Origin of the sequence: Streptomyces zhaozhouensis, assembly GCF_900230195.1 — a bacterium.
Lineage (GTDB): Bacteria > Actinomycetota > Actinomycetes > Streptomycetales > Streptomycetaceae > Streptomyces > Streptomyces zhaozhouensis.
Map to the genome: position 1 here is coordinate 103,113 of NZ_OCNE01000001.1, position 23,951 is coordinate 127,063.

Consider the following 23,951-nt stretch of genomic DNA (forward strand, 5'->3'; position numbering starts at 1 on the left):
TTCGGGGGCGACCCCGCGGGCCACCGTGCACGGGCCTCAGGCGTCAACCGGAACGGCGACCTCGCCGCTCCGCTCGACCCGGGAAGACGACAGGACGACCGGCTCCACGGCCGACTCCGGGACGGGCGCCGGAGCACCGGCGACCGGCCTGGCGACACCGTGCCGGATGGCGTGACCGGCGTGCACACCCTCCGCGAAAGCCTTGAACGAGCTGGGCAGTTGCCACACGACGCGTCGCATCACGACCTCCTCCTATACTGATCTGTAAAGGTAGTGACCAGAGTAGGTACACAGATCTGTATATGCAAGGGGATTACACGCCATGCCAACCGACTCGACCGAGCGGGAAACGGAAGAGCTCACGCCCGGCGCGCAGCGCATCCTGGAGGTCGCCTCCGAGCTCTTCTACCGGCGCGGAATCCACGCGGTCGGAGTGGACACCATCGCGGCCGAGTCGGGGGTCACCAAGCGCACGCTGTACAACCGGTTCGGCTCCAAGGACAACCTGCTGCGCATCTATCTGGAGACCAAGGACCGCCGATGGCGTGAACTCGTCGTCGACCGCCTCGGCAGCGAGAACGGAGACCCGCGGGCGCGGGTGCTGGTGCCGTTCACGGTGCTACCCGAGTGGCTGACCGAGTCGGACCGCGGATGCAGCTTCGTGAACGCCTTCGCCGAACTGCCGGAGCGCGATCACCCGGGGAACCGGGTGATCAGGGCGGAGAAGCAGTGGCTGCGGCGCTTCTTCCACGACCGGATCACGGAGGCCGGGGCGGAGGAGGGGGCGGCGTCGACGCTCGCGGTCCAACTGCTGGCGCTCCACGAGGGGGCCATCGTCAGCAACGCGATCGCGGAGGTGCCCGGCACGGTGCGGGCCGTCACGGAGGCGGCGACGGCCCTCGTCGACGCCGCGTTGGCCTAGCCGGCGGGCGCGGGCCCCGGCGGGCGTGGGAGCGACCACCCGCCTTACCAGCGCGGGACCGTCGTCGTCTGATCCGCGCCACAGAGGCACCGCGCCGTTCCCCGCGCCCCTGAGGCGGCCGCCACCGGCACCCGACCGACCACGCCCACCACGATCCGCCCGGACCGTCGTCGGCCGCCTCAGACCGCCGAGCGGGACCGCGCCTTGAAGGCGGCCTTGCGGGCCTGCTTGGCCAGCTGGCGGTCGGGGTGCATCCGGCCCACGGCCTCCAACACGTCGGCCGTGGCCGGGTGTTCGGTCCGCCAGGCGCGGTCGAGGAAGGCCGTGTTCTGGTCGACCAGCCCGGTCACCAGCTCCCGCAGCTCCGGCGCGCTCTCCTCTTCCTCGCTCTCCGTGCCCAACTGCGCCGCGAGCGTGTCGATGGTCAGCCAGAAGACCATCTCCTCGGGCGGCGGGGGTACGTCCGCCGCGCTCCGTTCCACCAGCCAGACCCGCGCGAGCCCGCCCAGCTCGGGGTCGTCCAGCACCTCGCGGAGCGCCGGCTCGGCCTCGGTGCCCAGCAGCGCGAGGGCCAGTTGGCAGCCGAGCCGGCGGGCCGGACCCGCCGGGTCGTCGCCGCGCGCCGCCGCCAGCAACTCCCTGGCCGCCGCGGCCGGTTCGCGCTCGGCGAGCCAACGCTGCGCCTCCTCCGTGGCATCCGACGGCGCCCGCTCGGTCAGCGCGTCGAGCAGCGCCCCCGCCGGCTCGGCGGTCAACTCGCCGACGAGCGGCGCTTCTACGCCCGCCTCCCGCATCCGGGCGCGGACCGCGTGGAAGCCGAGCGGGGTCAGCCGCACCTGGCCGTAACGGGTCAGGTCGTCCAGGTCGGCGTCGCCGATGTCCTGAACGCCGCCGGGCGCGTCGTCGTCCTCGTCGTCCCGCAGCACCTCGTCGTCGATCGGCCGGTACACCAGCAGGCCGGTGTCGGCCAGCACCCGGAACCACTGGTCGAGCCGGACCACCAGGGAGGAGACGTCCTCCAGGGCCTCGTCGGTCAACTCCTCGGCGTCGTCCGGCAGAAGCACGGCGGCGGCCACCATCGGCAGCGGCAGCGGGGTCACGCCCTGGCCGTCCTCGTCGGTGACGCCCAGCAGGTAGAGGTGGCCGAGAACGCTGTCCAGCAGCCCGGTCTCCGCCTCCGCGTCCCACTCCAGGGCGTCCACATCAATGGCGTCCGGGTCGAGTTGGCCGTCCTCGTCGAAGAGACCGGCCAGGTCCTCGCCCAGCAGCTCCTCGAAGCTGGGGGTCGCCACGTCGGAGAGGACCACCTCAAGACCGTCGGACCAGACGCCGAGGACCTCCTCGGGGTCACCGTCGGCGAGGTCGGCCAACTCCTTGTCGGGCGAGGCCAGGCCGACGGCGTGGTCCTCCTCGGCGCCGGCCTCCCGTTCGCCGTCGCCCGCCGTCTCCACCACGCTGACCAGGCCGGAGTCGACCGCGAAGTTCCACGCCTCGACGGTCACGGCCTCGCCCTCGGGGTCGTCGCCGAGCGCCAGCTCGTCGACGGCGGCGGCCAGCCGGGGTTCGAGCAACTCCCCGCCCGCGCCCACCGGCACGCCGCCCTCGGCCCAGGCGGCGAGCCGCAGCGCGCGGGAGAGCAACGGGGCGGCGAGCGCCTGGCGGGCCAACTCGTCCACGGACGGCAGCCGTACGGGCGGCATCACGGGGCGGTCGTCCTTCGGGTCGAGCGACATGGGGCGAACTCCTCGGGCGGGTCGGCTTCCCGCAGGCGGTCGGTGCGGTCGGGCAGGGCCCAGCCTAGACGTGATCGGGCCCGCCCCGTGGCGCATCCGGCGGGTTCCGCTCCGCTTCCTTCGAACGTCGTCCCCGGCGGTCGCCGCTTCGCCCCGGCGGACGCCGGGAAGCGCGCGCCGCCGGGAGGCGGGGCCCGGCGTCGCCCCGCTCACCCGCTGGTTAACAGTTGGTTGACGCACGGCAAGACCCCTGCCCCGCGCGGCGTTACCCGCGTAGCGTGACCCCGTCCTCGTTCCCCCGCCCCGCCGTTCCCGCCCGTCCGCGACGCCTGTCCGCAACGTCCGTCCGCAACGCCTGTCCGCAACGTCCGTCCTGGAGAGTGTCACGTGAACGCCCACCGCCCCGCCGACCGCGCCCGTCCGTTCCGCCAACCGCCGCGCGGTTCCCTCGCCTTGGCCGCCGCCGTCGCCGGTGGGCTGTGCCTGCCGCTGGTGTGCGGGCCGGGTTCCGCCGCCGCCGAGCCGGTCGCGGTGCGGATCGCGCAGATCCAGGGCGACACCAGGCTCTCGCCGCTGGCCGGCGAGCGGGTCACCGGCGTCGCGGGCGTGGTGACCGGGGTCCGGGCGTTCGGCTCGCGCGGGTTCTGGGTCCAGGACCCGGTGGGTGACGGCGACCCGGCGACCAGCGAGGGGATCTTCGTCTACACCGGCGACGCCGTCCCGGAGGCGGCGGTCGGCGACGCGGTGGAGGTCGAGGGCACCGTCGAGGAGTACTACCCGGGCGGTGTCGACGGCGGCGGCCAGTCACTCACCCAGCTGACCGACCCGCGCGTGACGGTCGTCTCCTCGGGCGAGGAGCTGCCGGAGCCCGTGGAGTTGACCGGCGACTCGCTCCCCCGGCGGTACGCGCCGACCGGCGACCCCGAGGACGGCGGCGGCATCGAGGGGCTGCCGCTGCGGGAGGACGAGTTCGCGCTCGACCACTACGAGGCGCTTGAGGGCATGGTGGTCTCGCTCGCGGACGCGCCGGTGGTCGGTCCCAGCACCGAGTACGGCGAACTCTGGGTGACCCTCCGCCCGGAGGAGAACCCGACGCCGCGCGGCGGGACCCGTTACTCGTCCTACGCGGCTCACAATCCGGGCCGCCTGAAGGTCGAGTCACTGATCCCGTTCGCCGAACGCCCGTTCCCCGAGGCCAACGTGGGCGACCGGCTGACCGGCACCACCACCGGCCCCCTGGACTACGACTCGTTCGGCGGATACACGCTGGCGGCGAGGGAGTTGGGGGAGGTCGCCGACGGTGGCCTCGACCGCGAGCGGACCAGGCCGCAGCGGCCCGGGGAGCTGGCCGTGGCCGCGTACAACGTCGAGAACCTGAACCCGGGGGACCCGGCGGAGAAGTTCGAACGACTCGCCGGCGCCGTGGTGGAGAACCTCGCCTCGCCCGACGTGCTGGCCGTCGAGGAGATCCAGGACGACAGCGGCCCGACGGACGACGGGACGGTGACGGCCGAGGAGACGCTGCGGCTGTTCACCGAGGCCGTGGTCGCCGCCGGCGGGCCGCGCTACGAGTGGCGCGGGATCGACCCGGTGGACGGCGCCGACGGCGGGCAGCCGGGCGGCAACATCCGCAACGTGCTGCTCTTCAACCCCGCGCGCGTCTCCTTCGTCGACCGCCCCGGCGGGGACGCCGAGCGCGCGACCGAGGTGGTGGGGCGGCGCGGCGAGGCCACGTTGAGCCACTCCCCCGGCAGGATCGCGCCGGCGGACGAGGCGTGGCACGACAGCCGCAAGCCGCTGGCCGGGGAGTTCCGCTTCCGGGGCCGGACGGTGCTGGTGGTGGCCAACCACTTCGCGTCCAAGGGCGGCGACCAGCCGGCGCACGGCCGCTTCCAGCCCCCGCACCGCGGTTCGGAGGAGCAGCGGCTGGCGCAGGCGCGCGCCGTGCGGGACTTCGTCCGCGAGACGCGCGAGGCCGAGGGCGTGCGCCGGCCGGCGAACGTCGTGGTGCTCGGCGACCTCAACGACTTCGAGTTCTCCGCGACGGCCGAGGTGCTGACCGGCGGCGGACTGCTGGAGAACGCGCTGGACTCGCTGCCGGCGCGGGAGCGCTACACCTACGTGTTCGACGGGCAGTCGCAGGTGCTGGACCAGACGCTGGTCTCCCCCGCGATCCGCCGCTACGAGCTGGACGTGGTGCACATCAACGCCGAGTTCGCCGACCAGGCGAGCGACCACGACCCGCAGGTGCTGCGTTTCCGCCCCTGAACCGGGAACGGAGCGCCGCACGGGGCATGGCGCGGCGCGTGGGCAGGGGCGAGGCACTGTGAAGCGGCGCTGAAGGATGCCGCACAGCATGACGAAGTGGACCGGGACGGCCCGGTGGGACCAGACTCTCGGTCATGCGTCTGGGACCACTGGGCCGCTGTGCGGCCGCCATGATCACCCCGTTCACCGAGGACGGAGCGCTCGACCCGACGGGCGCCGAGCGGCTGGCCGCCCACCTGATCCGCCGGGGCGGCTGCGACGCCCTGGTGGTCAACGGCACCACGGGCGAGTCGCCGACGACCAGCGACGCGGAGAAGACGACGCTGGTGCGGGCCGTCGTGAGCGCGGTCGGCGGCGAGGCCACGGTGGTGGCCGGCGTCGGGACGGCCGACACCCGGCACTCGGTCGAGCTGGCCCGCTCCGCTCAACAGGCGGGCGCCGACGGCCTGTTGGTGGTGACGCCCTACTACTCGCGGCCGACCCAGGAGGCCGTCGTCCGGCACCTGCTGACGGTCGCCGACGCCACCGAGCTGCCCGTGATGCTCTACGACATCCCGGCACGGACCGGCGAGGGCACCGCGCTGACCCTGGACTCGCTGCGCCGGCTCGCCGAGCACCCCCGGGTCGTGGCGGTCAAGGACTGCTCCTTCGACCTGCTGAAGGCCGGGCGGGCGCTGGCCGAGACGGACCTGGCCTACTACGCCGGCAGCGAGGAGCTGAACCTGCCGCTGCTGTCGCTCGGCGGCAGCGGCGTGGTCAGCACGGCGGCCAACGTGGTCGGCAACCAGGTGCGCGCGGTGGTCGACGCGTTCGCCGCGGGCGAGACGGAGACGGCGGCCCGCCGCCACGGGGCGCTGCTGCCGCTGGTCGAGGCGCTGACCGGGCACGGGCCCGGCACGGTGGCGGTCAAGGCGCTGTTCCGCGCGGCGGGGCTCCCCGGCGGCCCGGTCCGCCCGCCGCTGCTGCCGGCGGACCCCGAACTGACCGCGCTTCTCGCGAAGACGCTCCGGGCGGCCGTCGCGGAGGGCTGACCCGCCGCCCGCGCCGTTCCCCCGCGCCCCCGGTCCCGGCCCGCGCCGGGCCGGTCAGCCCATGTCCATGTCGTCGAGGCGGACCGGCATCAGGAGCGACAGCCGGTCGGAGGCGGCGTCGCGGGGGCGGAGGCTGAGGGGGGCCGTCGGGCCGCCGATCTCGATCTCCGCGTGGGTGGCGCCCAGGGCCGCCAGCGCCTCGGTGAGGAAGTCCCGGTTGACGGCGACCCGCGGGCCCCCGCCCGCCGCCTCCGGGGAGGCGGTGAGCCGTGCCGGCGCGTCGTCCGTGACGGTGAGCACGCTCACCGCGCACGCGCCTCCGTCCGGCGCGCTCCGTTCCTCGCGCGCCGGCGCGGCCGCGACCTCGGCGCGCAGCGCCGCCGTGTCGACGGTGACGCGGCGGCCGGCGGGCAGGTCGACCAGCCGGCGGTAGTCCGGGTACTCGTGGTCGACCGTGGGGCCCGCGACCCGGCGTGCGCCGACGTCGAGCGACGCCTCGCCGTCCCGCAGCGTCAGCCTGGCGGGGGAGGCGTCCGTCAGCAGCGCCCGCATCGCGTCCACCACGGGCGCGGCGACCAGGGCGCGCGCGCCGGCGCCCGGCTCGGACAGCGCGACCCCGGCGAGCGCCAACCGGTAGCGATCGGTGGCGACGAGCCGCAGCCGCCCGCCCTCGTCGTCGACGTCGAACAGCACCCCGCCGAGCGACGGCAGTTCGGGGTCGCCGCCGACGGCGAACCGCACCGCGTCGAGCGCGCCGGCGAGCTCGGCGCCGGGCAGGGCCAGCACCACCTCGTGTCGGCGGCCCTCGTGTCCCTGGCCGTCGTGTCGGCGTTCGTCGTGCATGGCGTGCTCCCTCGGACGGTCCTCGCGCCGGCCGTGCGGCCGGACGCCGGTGCGCAGTCGGGAGAGTTCGCGCCTGGCCTCGGCCACCCCGTGCTCCAGCCGCCGCACATGCGCGGCCAGCAGCCGGGCCGGCAGCGTCGGGTCGCCGCCGGCCCGGCCGGCCAGCGCCAGCCGGATGTCCGCCAACGGCATCCCGACCCGGCGCAACGCGGCGACCAGCCGCGCCTCGTCGAGCTGGCCGGGGTCGTAGCGGCGGTAGCCGGTGCGCGGGTCGACGACGGCCGGCACCAGCACGCCGGCGCCGTCGTAGAACCGCAGCGCGCTCACCGGAAGCCCACTGGCCCTGGCGAGTGCGCCGATCCCCAGCTCCCCGCCGTCCGCCTCGGACGGCCGGTGGTCAGGTCGTTCGCTCTCCACGGCCTTCACCCTGGGCCCTGAAGCTGGTCGAGGGTCAAGCGCGCGGCGACCCGGCGGGTGCGCACGGAGGCGGCCGCCGGGTTCGCCCCCGGCGGCCGCCTCGTCGGGCCCTCGGCGCCTCAGTTGTGGGTGTGCAGCGCCGCGTTGAGGCCGCCCCAGCTGCCGCTGCGGGGCAGCGCCTGCACGGTGCCGGTGGTGGAGTGGCGGCGGTAGAGCAGGTTGTCGGCGCCGGACAGCTCCAGGGCCTTGGCCACCGTCCCGTCGGGCAGCGTGACCCGGGTGCCCGCGGTCAGGTAGAGGCCGGCCTCCACGACGCAGTCGTCGCCCAGCGAGATGCCGAGGCCGGACTGGGCGCCCAACAGGCAGCGCCTGCCGAGGGAGATGGTCTGCTTGCCGCCGCCGGACAGCGTTCCCATGATCGAGGCGCCGCCGCCGACGTCGGAGCCGTCCCCGACCACGACGCCCGCGCTGATCCGGCCCTCCACCATGGAGGAGCCGAGGGTGCCGGCGTTGAAGTTGCAGAAGCCCTCGTGCATCACGGTGGTGCCGGCGGCCAGGTGGGCGCCGAGCCGGACGCGGTCGGCGTCGCCGATGCGCACCCCCGGGGGGACGACGTAGTCGGTCATCCGGGGGAACTTGTCGACACTGGTCACGGCGAACGTCTGGCCCGCCGCCCGCGCCGCCAGCTGGGCGCGGCCGACCTCCGCGGCCGGCACCGGACCGATGGTGGTCCAGGCGACGTTGGCCAGCAGGGCGAAGATGCCCTCCAGGTTGAGCCCGTGCGGCCGGGCCAGCCGGTGGCTGAGCAGGTGCAGCCGGAGGTAGACGTCGTGGGCGTCCAGCGGCTTGTCGTCGGTCGAGGCGATGACCGTGCGCACCGCGACCACCTCGACGTTCCGGCGCGGGTCGGGGCCCAGCGCGGCGGGGGCGTCGGGGCCGAGCAGTTCTGCGGCCCGCTCGGGGGTGAGGCGTTCGGTGCCGGCGGTGCCGGGCTCCTCGGTCAGCTCGGGGGTGGGGAACCAGGTGTCCAGCACGGTGCCGTCGGCGGCCAGGGTGGCCAGGCCGGCGGCGACGGCGCCGGTCGCGGTGCGAGGGGTCTCGTCGGTCATGGACCCGACGCTAGCCGGTGCCCGGCCGTGGCCGCGAACCCGTCCCGGGAAGCAGCCGCGCCAGCGCCGCCCTGGTCTCCTCCGGACGGTGCGGCCCCCCGGTGAGCAGCAGTTGGATCAGCAGCCCGTCCACCAGTCCGACGAACGCCCGCGCGCCGGCCTCGTCCCCCGCCAACGGCCGCGCGAGCCGCACCATCTCGTCCACGCAGCGGGCGGCCAGCGGGCGCAGCGCGGGGCGTTCCAGGCCGGCGAAGTAGAGTCCGTAGACCAGCTCGGCCGAGGCCCTGCGCGGTCCGGTCCAGTCGTCCAGCAGGGTCACCACATGGTCGGCGACCGAGGGGGCGGCGCCGGCCTCGGCGACCCACCGCCCGAACCACTCCAGCCACTCGGAGTTGACCCTCTCCAGCGCGGCGAGCAACAGCGCCTCGCCGCCGTCGAAGTGGTAGGTGGTCGAGCCCAGCGGCACGTCCGCCTCGGCGGCCACCGCGCGATGGGTCAGCCCGTTGATCCCGCGACGCTCCAGCACCCGGGCCGCTGCGGCCACGATCCGCTCGCGCCGCTCGGGGTCGTAGCGGCGGGGCATCAGTGCGCGCCGCCGAGGTTGAGCACGACGACGCCGGCGATGACCAGCAGCACCCCGGAGATCTTGAGCGGCGTCGTCGACTCGCCGAGGAACGCCATGCCGATCACCGCGATCAGCGCGGTGCCCGCGCCGGCCCAGATCGCGTAGGCGGTGCCGACGTCCAGGGTCTTCAACGCCTGAGCGAGCAGCGCGAAAGCCAGCAGATAGCCGGCGATCGAGCCGACCGTGGGCCAGAGCCTGCTGTAGCCGTCGCTCTGCTTCATCAGGGTGGTCGCGGCGATCTCCAGCAGGATCGCCCCGGAGAGGGTCAGATACGCCATGCGGACAAGCGTACACAACGATGTGGACGCGTGTACGCAACGCGGGCGCGGCCCTCCGGACGGGTGAGCCGGCCACCCCGCCCGGGGAGCCGCGCGTCGCGCGGGGACCGGGGCGGCGAGGGTGATCCGGAAAGCTTGTCGGACAAGCGAGAGGGAGCAACGAGATGGCTCAGTGTGAGGTCTGCGGCAACGACTACCGCATGGCCTTCGAGGTGCGGGCCGCCGGTCGGGTCCACGTCTTCGACAGCCTGGAGTGCGCGGCCCAGCGGATGGCCCCGGTCTGCGAGAACTGCGAGTGCCGCATCCTCGGCCACGGCCTGGAGACCGAGGACGGCCACTTCTACTGCTGCGCCCACTGCGCGCGCGTCCAGGGCCACGCCCAGCTGGTCGACCACGCCTGAACCGCCCCGCCCGGCCCGCGGCGAAGCCGCCCGGCGGCGGGCGGGGTCACCGGACGACCGGAGCCCGGAGCGCTCAGGCCCGAGGCCCTACCCCTCAAGCGCGTCCAGCAGCGTCGGCAGCGCGTGGCGCAGCTCCCGGTACCCGTAGGTCCCGCTGTGGGTGCCGCGGTAGAGATGCGTGGTGACCGGCGCCCCCAGATCGGTCAGCCGGCGGTCCAGCGCGCGGGTCTCGTGGCCGCAGGCCGCCTCGGTGACGGAGACGACATCGTCGGGGAAGAGCGCGATCCACTTCTCCGTGCCCGGGATGTGCACCTCGGGGTCACCGTCCAGCGGCCCTGGCCTCCCGTCCCCCGAGGCGAGGTAGACCGGCGTCCCCACCAGTCCCTCGGCGTGGTGGACCGGGTCCCACTCCAGCCAGACCTCCCACTGGTGCCACGGGTCCCCCCAGATCGCGGAGCCGTCCACGCCCAGGTACGCCGCCCCGGACAGCCACACCTCGGGATGGCGGATCGGGTGGACGGGAGCGCTGAAGGTGGCGACCGCGCCGAAGAGGCCGGGAAGCCTGGCGGCCATGCCCAAGGCCCCGAAGCCGCCCTGGGACTCTCCCGCCGCCGCGCGGCGCGGCCCCGCGCCGTAGTCGCGCTCCACCAGGGGGACGACCTCGTCGAGGAAGTAGCTCCGCACCCGGGGCGTGCCGCCGACCCCGTGGTTCCACCAGTCGGTCCAGAAACCGAAGACCGGCATGGCCGGCATCACCACGAGGACTACGCGCAACTGAACCAGCTCCTGCACCCGGAAGAGCGAGGTCCACGTCGTGTGGTCCCCGTCGCCGCCGGCCAGCAGATAGAGCGTCGGCCAGCGGTCGCCCGGCTTCCGGCGGTCCCAGCCGCGCGGGGTCAGCAGGGTCACGGGAGCGGTGGTGCCCAGGGCCGGGGAGTCGAGGGTCAGCTCGACCAGCCGCTCCCCCACCCGACGTTGCCCAACCAGCCGGCACGCGGCGCGGCCACCTGCTCCCGCGGAGCCGACGGGGGTGGCACGGGCGGCGGGGGCCGCGAACAGTGAGGAGCCGCCGGCCGTCAGCAGGGCGGCGCCGGCCAGGGCGGCCCGACGCGTGAGAGATCTCGTCATGCCCCCACTCTTCGGCCGCGCTCCGGCGCACCTTGAGTGGGGCTCGGCCCCGTTCGGCCGCGCCGTGTGGGCCGGGCCGCGGCCCGGCCCACACGGCGGAAGGCGCCCTCAGACGTTGAACCCCAGCGCGCGCAACTGGTCGCGGCCGTCGTCCGTGATCTTGTCAGGACCCCACGGCGGCATCCAGACCCAGTTGATCTTCAGCTCGTTCACCAGGCCCTCGGTCGCCGACCGCGCCTGGTCCTCGATGACGTCCGTCAGCGGGCAGGCCGCCGAGGTCAGCGTCATATCGACGGTCGCCACGTTGCCCTCGTCGACGTGCACGCCGTAGATCAGGCCCAGATTGACCACGTCGATCCCCAGCTCGGGGTCGACGACGTCCATCATGGCCTCCCGGACCTCTTCCTCGCTCGCCGGGCTGGCGACGGTCTCGGTCTCGGTCATGCGACAGCACCTCTCTCGTTCGCGTCACCTGTCACGACTGCCCACCCCGCACGGAGCTCTCGCCCAGCGCCTGGGCCGTGGCATCCTTCCAGGCCATCCAGCTCAGCAGGGCGCACTTCACCCGCGCCGGGTACTTGGAGACACCGGCGAACGCGACCGCGTCCTCCAGCAGCTCCTCCATCGCGTCGTCCGGCGTCAACTGGCCGCGCGACTGCATCAGCTCCAGGAAGGAGCGCTGGATCTCCAGCGCCTCGGGCAGCTCCCTGCCCACCAGCAGCTCGTTGAGCACCGAGGCGCTGGCCTGGCTGATCGAGCAGCCCTGCCCCTCGTAGGAGACGTCGGCGATCCGCTCCCCGTCGTACCTGACCCGCAGGGTGATCTCGTCCCCGCACGTCGGGTTGACGTGGTGGACCTCCGCGTCGCCCTCGCGCAGGCCCTGCCCGTGCGGGTTCTTGTAGTGGTCCAGGATCACTTCCTGGTACATCGATTGCAGCTGCACGTCCTCATACCGCTCTCATCGGGGGCTCATCCGAAGAAACCACGCACGTACTCCAGCCCGTCGGCGAGGGCGTCCACCTCCGCCGGCGTGGAGTACAGGTAGAAAGACGCCCGCGTGGTCGCCGGAATTCCGTACCGCAGACAGACCGGCCGCGCGCAGTGGTGTCCGACCCGGACCGCGATGCCCTGCTCGTCCAGCACCTGGCCCACGTCGTGCGGGTGTATGTCGCCCAGCGTGAACGAGATGGTCGCGCCGCGCTCCTCGGACGTGGTGGGCCCGACGATCCGCAGCCCCTCCACACCGGCCAGCCGCTCCAGCGCGTACCGGGTGATCGCCCGCTCGTGCGCCGCGATCCGCTCCATCCCGATGCCGGAGAGGTAGTCCACGGCCGCCCCGAGGCCGACCGCCTGCGCGATCGGCGGGGTGCCCGCCTCGAACTTGTGCGGCGCCGGCGCGTAGGTGGACGAGCTCATCGTCACGGTCTCGATCATCTCGCCGCCCCCGAGGAACGGCGGCAGGTCCTCCAGCAGCTCCTGGCGTCCCCAGAGCACGCCGATCCCGGTGGGACCGCACATCTTGTGGCCGGTGAAGACCACGAAGTCCGCCTGGAGCGACTGCACGTCCAGCGGCATGTGCGGCGCCGCCTGCGAGGCGTCGATCAGCACCAGCGCGCCGACCTCCTGGGCGCGGCGGACGATCGCCTCGACCGGGTTGTGCGTGCCGAGCACGTTGGAGACCAGCACGAACGAGACCACCTTGGTGCGTTCGGTGATCACCTCGTCGATCCGGGAGAGGTCCAGCCGGCCGTCGTCGGTCAGCCCGAACCACTTCAGCTTCGCGCCGGTGCGCTGCGCCAGCAGCTGCCAGGGCACGATGTTGGAGTGGTGCTCCATCTCCGTGATGACGATCTCGGTGCCCGAGTCCACCCGGTAGGGCTCGTCGGCCAGGCCCAGCATGTTGGCCACCAGGTTCAGCGACTCCGAGGCGTTCTTCGTGAACACCACCTCGTCCCTGCTCGGCGCGTTGACGAACGCCGCGACCTTGTCCCTGGCGCCCTCGTAGAGCGCGGTGGCCTCCTCGGCCAGCACGTGCACGCCGCGGTGGACGTTGGAGTGGTGGCGCTCGTAGTACTCGGTGAGCGCGTCCAGGACCTGGCGTGGCTTGTGCGAGCTAGCCGCGTTGTCCAGGTAGACCAGCGGGCGGCCGTCGTGGACGGTGCGGTGCAGCACCGGGAAGTCCTTGCGGATGGCTTCGGTGTCCAACAGCCCTTCCAGGCCGGACACCGGGCGCCCTTCCGTCATGAGGCAGCCCCCTTGGTGTACTGCTCGTAGCCCTCGGCCTCCAGCTTGTCGGCCAGCTCGGCGCCGCCGGACTCCACGATGCGGCCGCCGGCGAAGACGTGCACGTGGTCGGGCTTGATGTAGCGCAGGATGCGCGTGTAGTGCGTGATCAGCAGGGTGCCGACGTCGCCGCTCTCCCGGACGCGGTTGACGCCGGAGGAGACGATCCGCAGCGCGTCGATGTCCAGGCCGGAGTCGGTCTCGTCGAGGATGGCGACCTTGGGCCGCAGCAGCTCCAGCTGGAGGATCTCGTGGCGCTTCTTCTCGCCGCCGGAGAAACCCTCGTTGACGTTGCGCTCGGCGAAGGCCGGGTCCATCTCCAGGCGCTCCATCGCCTCCTTGACCTCCTTGACCCAGGTGCGCAGGCGCGGGGCCTCGCCCCGGACCGCGGTGGCCGAGGTGCGCAGGAAGTTGGAGACGGAGACGCCGGGGACCTCCACCGGGTACTGCATGGCGAGGAAGACGCCGGCCCTGGCACGCTCGTCGACGGACATCTCCAGGACGTCCTCGCCGTCGAGCGTCACGGTGCCGCCGGTGACGGTGTACTTGGGGTGTCCGGCCAGCGAGTAGGCGAGGGTGGACTTGCCGGAGCCGTTGGGGCCCATGATGGCGTGCGTCTCGCCCTGCTTCACGGTCAGGTCGACACCGCGCAGGATCTCGGTGGAGCCGGTCTCGGACTCGACGGAGACGTGCAGGTCGTGGATCTCAAGCGTTGCCATGGGGATGCCTCAGGACTCCTGGGTGAGAGAGACGAGCACGGTCGCCGCCGGGCCCTCTCCTTCGATCTTGACGGGGTAGGTGGGGATGGGGCGGGTGGCCGGCGGGCCCGAGGGCTTGCCGGTGCGCAGGTCGAAGCTGGAGCCGTGCAGCCAGCACTCGATCTGGCAGTTCTCCACCTCGCCCTCGGAGAGCGAGACGTTCGCGTGCGAGCAGATGTCGTTGACCGCGAACACCTCCCCCTCGGTGCGGACGACGGCGACCGGGGTGCCCGCGATCTCGACGCGGTGCGGGGTGTCCTCGGCCAGGTCGCCCAGCACGCAGGCCGGCTGGAAGTCGACGGCGCTCATCCGATGGACTCCGCCAGCTCGGCCTCCAGCTTCGCCAGCAGCCGCTCCTCGACGTCGGCGACGCCGATCTGCTGCACCAGCTCGGCGAAGAAGCCGCGCACGACCAGACGGCGGGCCTCGTCGGCCGGGATGCCCCTGGCCATCAGGTAGAACAGCTGCTCGTCCTCGAAACGGCCGGTCGCCGACGCGTGGCCGGCGCCCTGGATCTCGCCGGTCTCGATCTCCAGGTTCGGCACCGAGTGGACCTGGGCGCCGTCGGTGAGGACCAGGTTCCGGTTGAGCTCGTAGGTCTCGGTGCCGGTGGCCTGGACCCTGATCACCACGTCGCCGATCCACACCGCGCGGGCCGTCTCGCCCTGGAGCGCGCCCTTGTAGGCCACGTTGCTCCGGCAGTTGGGGGCGTTGTGGTCGACGAGCAGCCGGTGCTCGTGGTGCTGGCCCTCGTCGGTGAAGTACAGGCCGTAGAGCTCGGCCTCGCCGCCGGGGCCCGCGTAGCTCACCCGGGGATGGACGCGGACGACGTCGCCGCCGAAGGTCACCACGATCGACTTCACCGAGGCGTCCCTGCCGACCAGCACGTTGTGCTGGGTGACGTGGACGGCGGTGTCGTCCCAGTCCTGGACCGAGACCACCGTGAGCTTGGCGCCGTCGCCCACCAGGAACTCGACGTTGGCCGCACGGGCGGTGTCGCCGGTGTGGTCCAGCACCAGGACCGCCTCGGCGAAGGCGCCGATGTCGAAGACGGTGTGCCCGTAGGTCACGCCGCCCTCGCCGTGCAGGCCGAGCCGCACCGGCTCGGACAGCACCGCGTCCCGGGGGACGGAGACGACCGTGGCCTTCTCCACGGAGCTGAACGCCTGCGCGGTGACCCGGTCGACCGGGGTGCCGGCGCGGCCGACCCGGGGGTCGTCCAGGCCGACGGTCTCGACGGTCACGCCGTCGGGCGCCGACAGGTCGACCTTGATCGAACCGTCGGCCGCGGCCGTCCCGTCGTGCAGTCCGCGCAGCCGCGACAGCGGGGTGAACCGCCACTCCTCCTCGCGACCGTGCGGCACCGGGAAGTCCGCGACGTCGAACGACGGCGGGGCGCTCGTCCGGGTGACCACGGAGGACTCGACGGCCGCCGCGACCGCCTCCCCCGCACTGTCGGCGCCGGGCATACTCTGGGCCTCAGCCATGGGTCTCGTCGTGCTCGCTCTCTTGGGTTCTGGGCCCGGGGCCGTGGGTGCGCGGCACCGGGCCACTTCGGGTGGCTCGGTCGGGGCGGGCGGTCAGCCGACCGCGCCCTCCATCTGCAGCTCGATCAGCCGGTTCAGCTCCAGGGCGTACTCCATCGGCAGCTCCTTGGCGATGGGCTCGACGAAGCCGCGCACGATCATCGCCATCGCCTCGTCCTCCGACAGGCCCCGGCTCATCAGGTAGAACAGCTGGTCGTCGCTGACCTTGGAGACCGTCGCCTCGTGGCCCATGGTCACGTCGTCCTCGCGGACGTCCGTGTAGGGGTAGGTGTCCGAGCGCGAGACCGTGTCCACCAGCAGCGCGTCGCAGAGCACGTTGGACTTGGAGCCCTCGGCGCCCTCGGCGATCTCGATCAGCCCGCGGTAGGAGGTGCGGCCGCCGCCCCTGGCCACCGACTTGGAGACGATGTTGGACGAGGTCCTGGGCGCCATGTGCACCATCTTGGCGCCGGCGTCCTGGTGCTGCCCCTCGCCGGCGAAGGCGACGGAGAGCGTCTCGCCCTTGGCGTGCTCGCCCATCAGGTAGATCGCCGGGTACTTCATGGTGACCTTGGAGCCGATGTTCCCGTCGACCCACTCCATGGTGGCGCCCTCGTGCGCGACGGCGCGCTTGGTCACCAGGTTGTACACGTTGTTCGACCAGTTCTGGATGGTCGTGTAGCGGCAGCGGCCGCCCTTCTTGACGATGATCTCCACGACCGCCGAGTGCAGCGAGTCCGACTGGTAGATCGGCGCGGTGCAGCCCTCGACGTAGTGCACGTAGGCGTTCTCGTCGACGATGATCAGCGTCCGCTCGAACTGGCCCATGTTCTCCGTGTTGATCCGGAAGTAGGCCTGGAGCGGGATGTCGACGTGCACGCCGGGCGGGACGTAGATGAACGAGCCGCCGGACCAGACCGCCGTGTTGAGCGCGGCGAACTTGTTGTCACCGGACGGGATCACGGTGCCGAAGTGCTCCTGGAACAGCTCCGGGTGCTCGCGCAGCGCGGTGTCCGTGTCCAGGAAGAGCACGCCCTGCGCCTCCAGGTCCTCGCGGATCTGGTGGTAGACGACCTCGGACTCGTACTGCGCCGCGACGCCGGCGACCAGGCGCTGCTTCTCCGCCTCGGGGATGCCGAGCTTGTCGTACGTGTTCTTGATGTCCTCCGGCAGGTCCTCCCAGCTCTGGGCCTGCTTCTCGGTGGAGCGCACGAAGTACTTGATGTTGTCGAAGTCGATGCCGCTGAGGTCGGAGCCCCAGGTCGGCATGGGCTTCTTGCCGAAGAGCTTCAGGGCCTTCAGCCGCATCCTGAGCATCCACTCGGGCTCGGACTTCTTGCCCGAGATGTCGCGGACGACCTCCTCGGACAGGCCGCGCCTGGCGGCCGCTCCCGCCGCGTCGGAGTCGGACCAGCCGTACTCGTAGGTACCCAGCCCCTCCAGCTCGGGGTGGGCGGTCTCCGTAGGCGAAGTCATGCGGGGTTCCTCCCGGCGATGGGTGCTTGTGCGGTGGTCTTGCGGGGTGTGGCGGTGTCGCGGCTCGCGCGCGCGGCCGGTCTCCCCCGGGGCTGGGGGCCGCCGGCCGGCGACCCGCTCTCCGCCCCACCGTCCGCCGGGGCGGCGGCCGAGGTGTGCGGGACGAAGGTGGTGCAGACGCCATCGCCGTGCGCGATGGTCGCCAGCCGCTGCACGTGGCTGCCCAGCAGCTCGGAGAAGACCTCGGTCTCCGCGTCGCAGAGCTGGGGGTAGGAGGCCGCCGCGTGCGCGACCGGGCAGTGGTGCTGGCAGAGCTGCTCGCCCGCCGGCGAGGCGACGCCCCGCGCCGCGGCAGCGTACCCCTCCCGGGACAGCGCGTCGGCCAGGGCCCTGGCGCGCTCCTCGGGCGGCACCCGCTCCACCAGCGCACGGTACCGCTCGGCCTGGGCCGCGGCCCGCGCCCTGGCGAAGTCGAGAACGGCGGCGGCGCCCCGCTCACCACCGCCCGCGGCCCGCTCGATCCAGCGCAGGGCCTCGACGGCGAGCTGGTCGTACGCCTGGTCGAAGGCGTCGCGGCCCTGGTCGGTGAGGGCGAAGACCTTGGCGGGCCGGCCCCGGCCGCGCGAGCCGTGGACCCGCTTCTCCCTGGGCTCCACCAGGGAGTCGGCCACCAGCGCGTCCAGATGGCGACGGACGGCGGCCTGCGTGAGACCGAGCCGCTCGGCCAGCTGGGCGGCGGTGGAGGGGCCGTGGTCGAGGATGGAACGGGCCACCCGACGGCGCGTCGTCGACTGCTCGTCGGAGGCGTGCGGCAGGGCCGAGCCACCGGCGACCGCTGGGGTCGTCGGGGTCGCGCGCCGACCGCTCCCGTATTTCACAACGCCATTGTTGCGTAATTCCGGCGAGCCGAGCAAGCCGCGTCCTGACCAGCCGGGATGCAGTACATCACGTAAGGCGAACCTAACCTCACGCCGGGGCCGCCCGCCCGCGAGCCACCACCCCTTGACGCGCCAGGGGGGAGGGGAAAGGGTGGGACCGGCGCCGGGGTAAGCGCTTTCTGCGACGCCCTGGCGCCGCACGAACCGCCGCACCCCTCGGGAGAGCCCTCCGATGACACGCCGCTACGCCCTGGTCGGCCTCGGCAGCCGCGCCCGCCTCTACGCGGACGCGCTGCTCGGCGACTGGCGGGACGCAGGAGAGATCGTCGCCCTGTGTGACACCAACCAGACCCGGATGGACCACCACAACGACCGCGTCCTGGCCGCCGGCCTCGACCCCGTCCCCACCTTTCACCCCGACGCCTTCGACCAGGTGCTGGCGGCGGCCGACGCCGTCGTGGTGACCACCGTGGACGCCACCCACGCCCGCTACGTGGTGGCGGCCCTGGAGGCCGGCAAGGACGTGGTCGTCGAGAAGCCGATGACCACCGACGCCGCCGGCTGCGCCGCCATCGCCGAGGCGGCGGAGCGCGGCCCCGGCCGGCTGGTCGTGACGTTCAACTACCGCTACTCGCCCCGCAACTCCGCCGTCCGCCGGGTGCTCGCCGAGGGGGCGATCGGGCAGGTCACCGGCGTGCACTTCGAGTGGGCGCTGGACACCCTGCACGGCGCGGACTACTTCCGCCGCTGGCACCGGGAGTCCCGGAACTCGGGCGGGCTGCTCGTCCACAAGTCGACCCACCACTTCGACCTGGTCAACTGGTGGCTGGACGCCGGCCCCGAGCTGGTCTTCGCCCAGCAGCAGCTCCGCTTCTACGGGGACGCCAACCCGCCGGCCGCCGAGCTGGGCCCCCGGCCCGAGCGCTCACACGGCGCGCCGGGGCTCGGCACCGACCCGTTCCTGCTGGACATGGCGGCCGACCCCGCGCTCAAGGCGCTCTACCTGGACGCCGAGCACGAGGACGGCTACCACCGCGACCGCGACGTCTTCGGCCCCGGCATCGACATCTCGGACACCATGTCGCTGCTGGTCAGGTACGACAACGGCGCCCAGCTGACCTACGCGCTGCACGCCTACGCCCCCTGGGAGGGCTACCGGGTGGTCTTCAACGGCACCGGAGGACGGCTTGAGCTGGAGGTGGTGGAACGCGCCTGGGCCTCGCGCGAGGCCGCGATCGACCCCAGCGCCACCGGCCACGGGGACGACGACGGCTACGCCGAGCGGCTCACGCTGCACCAGCACTGGCAGCCGCCCAGGGACGTGCCGATCGAGCAGGGCACCGGCGGGCACGGCGGCGGCGACCGGCTGCTGCTGGACGACGTGTTCCGGGGCGCGAGCGAGGACCCGCTGCGCCGGCAGGCGGGCTATCTGGCCGGGATCCGCTCGGTGCTGACCGGGGTCGCGGGCAACGAGTCGGCCCGCACCGGGCTCCCCGTGTGGCTGGCGGACGGCGGCACCCGGCTGGCGGACTGAGCACGGCCCCGCGCCGCGTGGGTCGGCCGGCGCACCCGGGCGCGGGACCGGTGTGCCGGCCGACCTAGACTCGGCCCATGCGCAGCGCGGGGGATCAACCGGCGGTCGAGGCGGTCGGCCTGGTCAAGCGGTACGGGGAACGGACCGCCGTCGACGGCCTCGACCTCACCGTTCCCGCCCACTCGGTCACGGCGGTGCTGGGGCCCAACGGCGCCGGCAAGACCACCACCATCGAGGCGTGCGAGGGGTACCGCCGGATGGACTCCGGCACGCTGCGGGTGCTGGGGCTCGACCCGGGTGTGGACGGCGAGCGGCTGCGCTCCCGGATCGGTGTGATGTTGCAGGAGGGGGGCGTGTACCCGGGCGCGCGCGCCGGGGAGATGCTCCGGCACATGGCGAGCCTCTACGCGCACCCCCTCGACGTGGCCGCGCTCGGCGAACGCCTGGGCCTCGGCTCCTGCGGCCGGACCCCCTACCGCCGGCTCTCCGGCGGCCAGCGGCAGCGGCTGGCGCTGGCGATGGCCGTGGTGGGCCGGCCGGAGCTGGTCTTCCTCGACGAGCCGACGGCCGGCCTCGACCCGCAGGCCCGCCAGGCCACCTGGGAGCTGGTGCGCGAACTGCGGGCCGACGGGGTCACCGTGGTGCTCAGCACCCATCTCATGGACGAGGCCGAGGAGCTGGCCGACCGGGTGGCCATCCTGGACGGCGGCCGGGTGATCGCGGACGGCAGCCCGGCCGAGCTGTGCCGGGGCGGGGCGGGGGACGTGCTGCGCTTCGCCGGCCGCCCGGGGCTGGACCTCGCCTCGCTGCGCGCGGCGCTGCCGGCGGACAGCGAGGTCACCGAGCCGACGCCGGGCAGCTACCGGATCACCGGCGACGTGGGGCCGAGGCTGCTGGCCACGGTCACCGCCTGGTGCGCCCAGCACGGCGTGCTGGCCGACCGGATCACCACCAGGCGTCACACGCTGGAGGACGTCTTCCTGGAACTGACGGGCAGGGAGCTGCGCTGATGGCCACCACGACCGGACGCCACTCCCCCGCCCCGGGTGCCGCGCCCCGTGCGCGGATGATCCTGGCGCAGACCGCGCTGGAGGCGCGGATGCTGCTGCGGCACGGGGAGCAGCTGCTGCTCACGATGATCATCCCGGCGCTGCTGCTGGTGCTCTTCAGCACTGTCGACCTGATCGACACCGGCCCCGGCGAACCGGTCGACTTCCTGACCCCGGGGGTGCTGGCCCTGGCGGTGCTCTCGACGGCGTTCACCGGCCAGGCCATCGCCACCGGGTACGAGCGGCGCTACGGCGTGCTCAAGCGGCTGGGCGTCTCGCCGCTGCCGCGCTGGGCGCTGCTGGTGGGGAAGACCGGCGCGGTGCTGGTCACCCTGGTGCTCCAGTCGGTGCTGCTGGTCGCGGTGGCGCTGGCGCTCGGCTGGTCGCCCCGGGGGAACCCGCTGGCCGTGGTCGGGCTGATGCTGCTGGGCACGGCGGCGCTGTCGGGGCTCGGGCTGCTGATGGCGGGGACGCTGCGGGCGGAGGCGACACTGGCCGCCGCCAACCTGCTCTTCGTGCTGCTGGTGCTCTTCGGCGGGGTGGTGGTGCCGCTGGAGGAGTACCCGGGGGCGCTGCGCGCGGTGCTGGAGCTGCTGCCGGTGCCGGCGCTCGCCGAAGGGCTGCGCGAGGTGCTGCGGGAGGGCGGCTGGCCCGCGCTCTCGGACGTGGCGGTGCTGACCGGCTGGTCGGTGGCCGGGCTAGGGCTCGCGGCGCGCTTCTTCCGCTGGGAGTGACCCCCTGGGGCGGCGCGGCCCCCGGTGGACCGGGCGGGCGCACCCCCGGGACGGGGGCTCGTGAATCCGCGCACAAGCGGGGGCCTACGATGAGCGGGTGCTCAAGGAAGTCGTGCGAAACCCCCTCGCCTTTGTCGCCGCCCGCTGGACGCCACGGCCGGAGACGGTCCGCCGCGCGGCGCTGGCCGCCCTGGTGATGAGCGTCGTCATCGTGGTGACCGGGGGCGCGGTCCGGCTGACCGGCTCCGGCCTCGGCTGCGACACCTGGCCCAAGTGCAGCGACGAGAGCCTGACGGCGACCACGGAGATGGGTTTCCACGGCGCCATAGAGTTCGGCAACCGGATGATGACCTATGTGGTCAGCGCCGCCGTCGGCTGGTTCATCGTCGCCGCCAGGTCGGCCGAGCCCCGGCGCCGCTCGCTGACCCGGCTGGGCTGGGCGCAGTTCTGGGTGGTGGCGTCGAACGGCGTGATCGGCGGCATCACCGTGCTGACCGAGCTGAACCCCTTCATCGTCGCCGGCCACTTCCTCGCCGCCACCGCGCTGGTCACCGTCACCACGCTGAGCTGGGTGCGGGCCCGCGAGGGCGACGGGCCGCCCCGGCCGCTGGTGGGCGTCCCCGTGCGGCGCGCCGTCGCCGCGCTGACGGTGCTGTCGGCCGCGCTGGTCGTCGTCGGCACCGGGGTCACCGGCTCGGGCAAGCACGCGGGCGACGACAGCGACATCGAGCGGATGCCGTTCGACTGGGAGACCGTCACGCGGGTGCACTCGGCTCTGGCCTGGGTGGTGGTGCTCGGTGCCCTCGCGATCTGGCTGGGGCTGCGGATGATGGACGCCCCTCCGGCGGTGCTGGGCAGGGCGCGCGACCTGGTGCTGGTGCTGCTGGCGCAGGGCGCGATCGGCTATGTGCAGTACGCCCTCGACGAGCCCGAACTTCTGGTCGGCCTCCATCTGCTGGGCGCGACCCTGGTGTGGATCAGCGTGCTGCGGCTGCTGCTGGCCACCCGCGAACGCGCCGACGCCCGGCCGTCCGACGACGGACCCCCCGCGCCCGAGCCCACTCCGCTGGCCAGGGCCTCCTGACCCGACGGCGTGGGAAACCCCGGCGGCCGGCCGGCTACCCGGCCGCCGGGCCGGATATGCGCAGCCGGTTCCCCGCCGGGTCGGTCAGCTCCAGCTCCCGCCCCCAGGGCTGGACCCGCGGCGCGACGCCGAACTCCTCGGCGACCGTGTCCAGATCGCTCAGCCGCAGATAGACCAGCCCGCCGGCCGGGGCGTCCCCCTCGTGCTCGGAGAGGAAGAGCCGCAGCGACCCCCTGCCCACCTCGGCGAAGGCCGGGAAGCCCGGCTCGAAGCGGTGCTCCCAGCACAGCCCGAAGCCGAGGCGGAGATACCAGCCGAGCGCGACCGCCAGCTCCCGGACCCTGAGGACGGGGACGGCCTGCTCGGTGGCGGCGCTCTCACTCATCGTTCCCACTCATGCCGGGCATGGTGCACCATGCCACTGACAGTCGAGTGAAAGCGCAGGTCAGGCAGCCTTCGTCGAACTCCCGGCGGCCGTCTGACCGTTGGCCTCGGAGGCACCGCCGATACCGAGACCCGCCATCCGGGACCACTCGTAGGGACCGGTGCGCACCCGGGCCGCCAACTCCCCGTCGAAGGAGTCCCGCAGCGTGACGCCGGCCCGCTCGGCCGCCCCGGCGAGGATGTCCCTGCCCGGCGCCACCTGATCGCCGAGGGTGCCGTCCTGACCGACCAGCACCAGCCGGTAGCCGCGCTCCCCGAGATAGCTGATCTGGCCCTCGGTCCCGGCCCCGTGGCGGGCGACGAAGCCGCGCAGCCTGCGGGCCACCCGCGCGGTCCTGCGCTCGGTCGCGCGGTCGGTGACGACCTCGTCGGGGACCGAACCGTTCTCGGCGTTCTCTGCGGTGTCAGTCATGCCCCGTATGCTACGCGCCGGTAGCACACGGGGGACCGTGGGGACCTTCGGTCCGGCGCCGGCTCAGCGCAGGAAGGGATCGATGGCCACCGCGAGGAAGAGCAGCGAGACGTAGGTGATGGACCAGTGGAAGAGCCGCATCTCCTTGAGCTTCGCTCCCGTGACCCCGGCCCGGGCGCGGGCGTGCAGCGCGTGCGCCTCCCAGAGCCACCAGCCGCCGGCCACGACGGCCACCACGGGGTAGAACCAGCCGGTGTACCCCATCGGCCACAGCAGCAGCGAGACGCCGACCATCACCCAGCTGTAGAGGACGATCTGCCGCGCGACCGCGCGGTTGCCCGCGACGACCGGCAGCATCGGCACGCCGACCCGGGCGTAGTCCTCCTTGACCTTCATGGACAGCGGCCAGTAGTGCGGCGGCGTCCAGAAGAACATCACGAGGAAGAGGATCACGGCCGCCCAGGAGAGCTCGCCGGTCACCGACGACCAGCCGATGAGCACCGGCATACAGCCGGCGATGCCGCCCCAGACGATGTTCTGCTTGGTCCGCCGCTTCAGCAGCATCGTGTAGACCAGCACGTAGAAGAGGAGCGCGCCCAACGCCAGCCACGCGGAGAACCAGTTGACCGTCCAGCCGAGCCACGCGGTGGAGACCACCGCCAGCACGAGGCCGAAGGTCAGACACTCGGCGGGCGAGACCACCCCGGTCACCAGCGGACGGTTGCGGGTCCGCTCCATCAGCGCGTCGATGTCCCGGTCGAACCACATGTTCAGCGCGTTGGCGCCGCCCGCCGACAGGTAGCCGCCGACGCAGGTGGCGAGGACCAGCCACAGGTCGGGCACGTCCTGCGCCGCGAGGAACATCACCGGCACCGTGGTGATCAGCAGCAGCTCGATGATGCGCGGCTTCGTCAGCGCGATGAACGCCTTGACCCGGTCTCCCGTGGACCAATGGTCGGAGCCCGAAGCGGACCCTGCCACAGGGCGGGAATCAACGGCCGTCACGGGCACCTCTGGA

Annotated in this window: 26 protein-coding genes; 8 read left to right on the forward strand and 18 right to left on the reverse strand. The window is 73.3% G+C overall.

Annotation, left to right across the window (positions count from 1 at the left end; translation table 11 throughout):
- Nucleotides 1-36: 36 nt before the first annotated feature.
- Nucleotides 37-240 carry a hypothetical protein gene (locus CRP51_RS00535; RefSeq protein ID WP_097228893.1) on the reverse strand — a complete coding sequence of 68 codons (204 nt, stop codon included), beginning with the start codon at nucleotides 238-240 and terminating at the stop codon, nucleotides 37-39.
- Nucleotides 241-322: 82 nt separating this feature from the next.
- Between CRP51_RS00535 and CRP51_RS00540 the strand changes: the two genes are divergently transcribed.
- The gene (locus CRP51_RS00540; RefSeq protein ID WP_097228894.1) at nucleotides 323-922 is read left to right on the forward strand and encodes a TetR/AcrR family transcriptional regulator; all 600 of its coding nucleotides are present in this window, start codon (nucleotides 323-325) and stop codon (nucleotides 920-922) included.
- A 179-nt stretch (nucleotides 923-1,101) separates the two neighbouring features.
- Here the strand turns inward: CRP51_RS00540 and CRP51_RS00545 are convergent, their stop codons facing one another.
- A complete protein-coding gene (locus CRP51_RS00545) occupies nucleotides 1,102-2,655 on the reverse strand; it encodes an amino acid adenylation domain-containing protein (protein WP_097228895.1) in 1,554 nt (517 codons plus the stop codon).
- Nucleotides 2,656-3,042: 387 nt separating this feature from the next.
- Between CRP51_RS00545 and CRP51_RS00550 the strand changes: the two genes are divergently transcribed.
- Together CRP51_RS00550 and dapA are read left to right on the forward strand one after the other, a co-directional pair.
- Nucleotides 3,043-4,923 carry a DUF8508 domain-containing protein gene (locus CRP51_RS00550; RefSeq protein ID WP_097228896.1) on the forward strand — a complete coding sequence of 627 codons (1,881 nt, stop codon included), beginning with the start codon at nucleotides 3,043-3,045 and terminating at the stop codon, nucleotides 4,921-4,923.
- A 134-nt stretch (nucleotides 4,924-5,057) separates the two neighbouring features.
- Entirely contained in the window at nucleotides 5,058-5,954 is an 897-nt protein-coding gene (dapA, locus tag CRP51_RS00555; RefSeq protein ID WP_097228897.1) for a 4-hydroxy-tetrahydrodipicolinate synthase, read from the forward strand.
- 54 nt (nucleotides 5,955-6,008) lie between these two features.
- Here dapA and CRP51_RS00560 read toward each other — a convergent pair whose 3' ends face one another.
- From CRP51_RS00560 to CRP51_RS00575, 4 genes are all read right to left on the reverse strand, one after another.
- Nucleotides 6,009-7,214: a DNA polymerase III subunit beta family protein gene (locus CRP51_RS00560; protein WP_245880286.1), complete on the reverse strand. Its 1,206-nt coding sequence runs from the start codon at nucleotides 7,212-7,214 to the stop codon at nucleotides 6,009-6,011.
- A 119-nt stretch (nucleotides 7,215-7,333) separates the two neighbouring features.
- Complete coding sequence (gene dapD / locus CRP51_RS00565; RefSeq protein ID WP_097228898.1) at nucleotides 7,334-8,323, reverse strand: 2,3,4,5-tetrahydropyridine-2,6-dicarboxylate N-succinyltransferase; 990 nt, start codon at nucleotides 8,321-8,323, stop codon at nucleotides 7,334-7,336.
- Between the two features lie 10 nt (nucleotides 8,324-8,333).
- Entirely contained in the window at nucleotides 8,334-8,906 is a 573-nt protein-coding gene (locus CRP51_RS00570) for a TetR/AcrR family transcriptional regulator (protein WP_097228899.1), read from the reverse strand.
- Nucleotides 8,906-9,226 (reverse strand): DMT family transporter, encoded by a 321-nt coding sequence (locus tag CRP51_RS00575; RefSeq protein ID WP_097228900.1) that lies wholly within the window; start codon nucleotides 9,224-9,226, stop codon nucleotides 8,906-8,908. The genes CRP51_RS00570 and CRP51_RS00575 overlap by 1 nt, the downstream gene beginning before the upstream one ends.
- 164 nt (nucleotides 9,227-9,390) lie before the next feature.
- Here CRP51_RS00575 and CRP51_RS00580 point away from each other — a divergent pair, with 164 nt between their 5' ends.
- Nucleotides 9,391-9,627, forward strand: a complete 237-nt coding sequence (locus tag CRP51_RS00580) for a metallothionein (RefSeq protein ID WP_097228901.1) — start codon at nucleotides 9,391-9,393, stop codon at nucleotides 9,625-9,627.
- A gap of 87 nt (nucleotides 9,628-9,714) precedes the next feature.
- On the opposite strand, the gene CRP51_RS00585 is transcribed toward CRP51_RS00580, so the two are convergent.
- From CRP51_RS00585 to CRP51_RS00625, 9 genes are all read right to left on the reverse strand, one after another.
- Complete coding sequence (locus CRP51_RS00585; RefSeq protein ID WP_097228902.1) at nucleotides 9,715-10,755, reverse strand: alpha/beta hydrolase; 1,041 nt, start codon at nucleotides 10,753-10,755, stop codon at nucleotides 9,715-9,717.
- Nucleotides 10,756-10,863: 108 nt separating this feature from the next.
- Nucleotides 10,864-11,199 (reverse strand): metal-sulfur cluster assembly factor, encoded by a 336-nt coding sequence (locus CRP51_RS00590; protein ID WP_097228903.1) that lies wholly within the window; start codon nucleotides 11,197-11,199, stop codon nucleotides 10,864-10,866.
- Nucleotides 11,200-11,230: 31 nt separating this feature from the next.
- Nucleotides 11,231-11,698: a Fe-S cluster assembly sulfur transfer protein SufU gene (sufU, locus tag CRP51_RS00595; protein WP_097228904.1), complete on the reverse strand. Its 468-nt coding sequence runs from the start codon at nucleotides 11,696-11,698 to the stop codon at nucleotides 11,231-11,233.
- Nucleotides 11,699-11,724: 26 nt separating this feature from the next.
- On the reverse strand, nucleotides 11,725-12,981 hold the full coding sequence (locus tag CRP51_RS00600; RefSeq protein ID WP_097228905.1) for a cysteine desulfurase: 1,257 nt from the start codon (nucleotides 12,979-12,981) through the stop codon (nucleotides 11,725-11,727).
- 14 nt (nucleotides 12,982-12,995) lie between these two features.
- A complete protein-coding gene (sufC, locus tag CRP51_RS00605) occupies nucleotides 12,996-13,757 on the reverse strand; it encodes a Fe-S cluster assembly ATPase SufC (RefSeq protein WP_097228906.1) in 762 nt (253 codons plus the stop codon).
- 9 nt (nucleotides 13,758-13,766) lie between these two features.
- Nucleotides 13,767-14,105, reverse strand: a complete 339-nt coding sequence (locus CRP51_RS00610) for a non-heme iron oxygenase ferredoxin subunit (RefSeq protein ID WP_097228907.1) — start codon at nucleotides 14,103-14,105, stop codon at nucleotides 13,767-13,769.
- A complete protein-coding gene (gene sufD, locus CRP51_RS00615) occupies nucleotides 14,102-15,283 on the reverse strand; it encodes a Fe-S cluster assembly protein SufD (protein WP_097228908.1) in 1,182 nt (393 codons plus the stop codon). Before sufD ends, CRP51_RS00610 begins: the two co-directional genes overlap by 4 nt.
- A gap of 93 nt (nucleotides 15,284-15,376) precedes the next feature.
- Nucleotides 15,377-16,798: a Fe-S cluster assembly protein SufB gene (sufB, locus tag CRP51_RS00620; RefSeq protein WP_097228909.1), complete on the reverse strand. Its 1,422-nt coding sequence runs from the start codon at nucleotides 16,796-16,798 to the stop codon at nucleotides 15,377-15,379.
- Nucleotides 16,795-17,676, reverse strand: coding sequence for a helix-turn-helix transcriptional regulator (locus CRP51_RS00625; protein ID WP_439333098.1), 882 nt, complete (start codon nucleotides 17,674-17,676; stop codon nucleotides 16,795-16,797). The genes sufB and CRP51_RS00625 overlap by 4 nt, the downstream gene beginning before the upstream one ends.
- 232 nt (nucleotides 17,677-17,908) lie before the next feature.
- On the opposite strand from CRP51_RS00625, the gene CRP51_RS00630 reads away from it, so the two are divergent.
- From CRP51_RS00630 to CRP51_RS00645, 4 genes are all read left to right on the forward strand, one after another.
- Nucleotides 17,909-19,210, forward strand: coding sequence for a Gfo/Idh/MocA family protein (locus tag CRP51_RS00630; RefSeq protein WP_097228911.1), 1,302 nt, complete (start codon nucleotides 17,909-17,911; stop codon nucleotides 19,208-19,210).
- A 77-nt stretch (nucleotides 19,211-19,287) separates the two neighbouring features.
- A complete protein-coding gene (locus tag CRP51_RS00635; protein WP_097228912.1) occupies nucleotides 19,288-20,220 on the forward strand; it encodes an ABC transporter ATP-binding protein in 933 nt (310 codons plus the stop codon).
- Nucleotides 20,220-20,993 carry an ABC transporter permease gene (locus tag CRP51_RS00640; RefSeq protein ID WP_097228913.1) on the forward strand — a complete coding sequence of 258 codons (774 nt, stop codon included), beginning with the start codon at nucleotides 20,220-20,222 and terminating at the stop codon, nucleotides 20,991-20,993. The genes CRP51_RS00635 and CRP51_RS00640 overlap by 1 nt, the downstream gene beginning before the upstream one ends.
- A gap of 97 nt (nucleotides 20,994-21,090) precedes the next feature.
- A complete protein-coding gene (locus CRP51_RS00645) occupies nucleotides 21,091-22,077 on the forward strand; it encodes a COX15/CtaA family protein (protein WP_245880287.1) in 987 nt (328 codons plus the stop codon).
- Between the two features lie 34 nt (nucleotides 22,078-22,111).
- Here the strand turns inward: CRP51_RS00645 and CRP51_RS00650 are convergent, their stop codons facing one another.
- The 3 genes from CRP51_RS00650 to CRP51_RS00660 all read right to left on the reverse strand — a co-directional run bounded on the left by CRP51_RS00650 (nucleotide 22,112) and on the right by CRP51_RS00660 (nucleotide 23,938).
- Nucleotides 22,112-22,462 (reverse strand): glyoxalase superfamily protein, encoded by a 351-nt coding sequence (locus CRP51_RS00650; RefSeq protein WP_097228915.1) that lies wholly within the window; start codon nucleotides 22,460-22,462, stop codon nucleotides 22,112-22,114.
- A 60-nt stretch (nucleotides 22,463-22,522) separates the two neighbouring features.
- A complete protein-coding gene (locus tag CRP51_RS00655) occupies nucleotides 22,523-22,933 on the reverse strand; it encodes a hypothetical protein (RefSeq protein ID WP_097228916.1) in 411 nt (136 codons plus the stop codon).
- Nucleotides 22,934-22,996: 63 nt separating this feature from the next.
- Nucleotides 22,997-23,938, reverse strand: a complete 942-nt coding sequence (locus CRP51_RS00660; protein ID WP_097229396.1) for a heme o synthase — start codon at nucleotides 23,936-23,938, stop codon at nucleotides 22,997-22,999.
- Nucleotides 23,939-23,951: the final 13 nt, after the last annotated feature.

Bases quoted from the DNA above. Each gene is read 5' to 3' on its own strand.
- CRP51_RS00570 (WP_097228899.1), bottom strand. From the start codon at position 8,906: ATGCCCCGCCGCTACGACCCCGAGCGGCGCGAGCGGATCGTGGCCGCA.
- CRP51_RS00575 (WP_097228900.1), bottom strand. From the start codon at position 9,226: ATGGCGTATCTGACCCTCTCCGGGGCGATCCTGCTGGAGATCGCCGCG.
- CRP51_RS00630 (WP_097228911.1), top strand. From the start codon at position 17,909: ATGACACGCCGCTACGCCCTGGTCGGCCTCGGCAGCCGCGCCCGCCTC.
- CRP51_RS00610 (WP_097228907.1), bottom strand. From the start codon at position 14,105: ATGAGCGCCGTCGACTTCCAGCCGGCCTGCGTGCTGGGCGACCTGGCC.
- sufB (WP_097228909.1), bottom strand. From the start codon at position 16,798: ATGACTTCGCCTACGGAGACCGCCCACCCCGAGCTGGAGGGGCTGGGT.
- CRP51_RS00545 (WP_097228895.1), bottom strand. From the start codon at position 2,655: ATGTCGCTCGACCCGAAGGACGACCGCCCCGTGATGCCGCCCGTACGG.
- sufC (WP_097228906.1), bottom strand. From the start codon at position 13,757: ATGGCAACGCTTGAGATCCACGACCTGCACGTCTCCGTCGAGTCCGAG.
- CRP51_RS00640 (WP_097228913.1), top strand. From the start codon at position 20,220: ATGGCCACCACGACCGGACGCCACTCCCCCGCCCCGGGTGCCGCGCCC.
- sufD (WP_097228908.1), bottom strand. From the start codon at position 15,283: ATGGCTGAGGCCCAGAGTATGCCCGGCGCCGACAGTGCGGGGGAGGCG.
- CRP51_RS00635 (WP_097228912.1), top strand. From the start codon at position 19,288: ATGCGCAGCGCGGGGGATCAACCGGCGGTCGAGGCGGTCGGCCTGGTC.
- CRP51_RS00585 (WP_097228902.1), bottom strand. From the start codon at position 10,755: ATGACGAGATCTCTCACGCGTCGGGCCGCCCTGGCCGGCGCCGCCCTG.
- CRP51_RS00590 (WP_097228903.1), bottom strand. From the start codon at position 11,199: ATGACCGAGACCGAGACCGTCGCCAGCCCGGCGAGCGAGGAAGAGGTC.
- dapA (WP_097228897.1), top strand. From the start codon at position 5,058: ATGCGTCTGGGACCACTGGGCCGCTGTGCGGCCGCCATGATCACCCCG.
- dapD (WP_097228898.1), bottom strand. From the start codon at position 8,323: ATGACCGACGAGACCCCTCGCACCGCGACCGGCGCCGTCGCCGCCGGC.
- CRP51_RS00655 (WP_097228916.1), bottom strand. From the start codon at position 22,933: ATGACTGACACCGCAGAGAACGCCGAGAACGGTTCGGTCCCCGACGAG.
- CRP51_RS00580 (WP_097228901.1), top strand. From the start codon at position 9,391: ATGGCTCAGTGTGAGGTCTGCGGCAACGACTACCGCATGGCCTTCGAG.
- CRP51_RS00535 (WP_097228893.1), bottom strand. From the start codon at position 240: ATGCGACGCGTCGTGTGGCAACTGCCCAGCTCGTTCAAGGCTTTCGCG.
- CRP51_RS00540 (WP_097228894.1), top strand. From the start codon at position 323: ATGCCAACCGACTCGACCGAGCGGGAAACGGAAGAGCTCACGCCCGGC.
- CRP51_RS00650 (WP_097228915.1), bottom strand. From the start codon at position 22,462: ATGAGTGAGAGCGCCGCCACCGAGCAGGCCGTCCCCGTCCTCAGGGTC.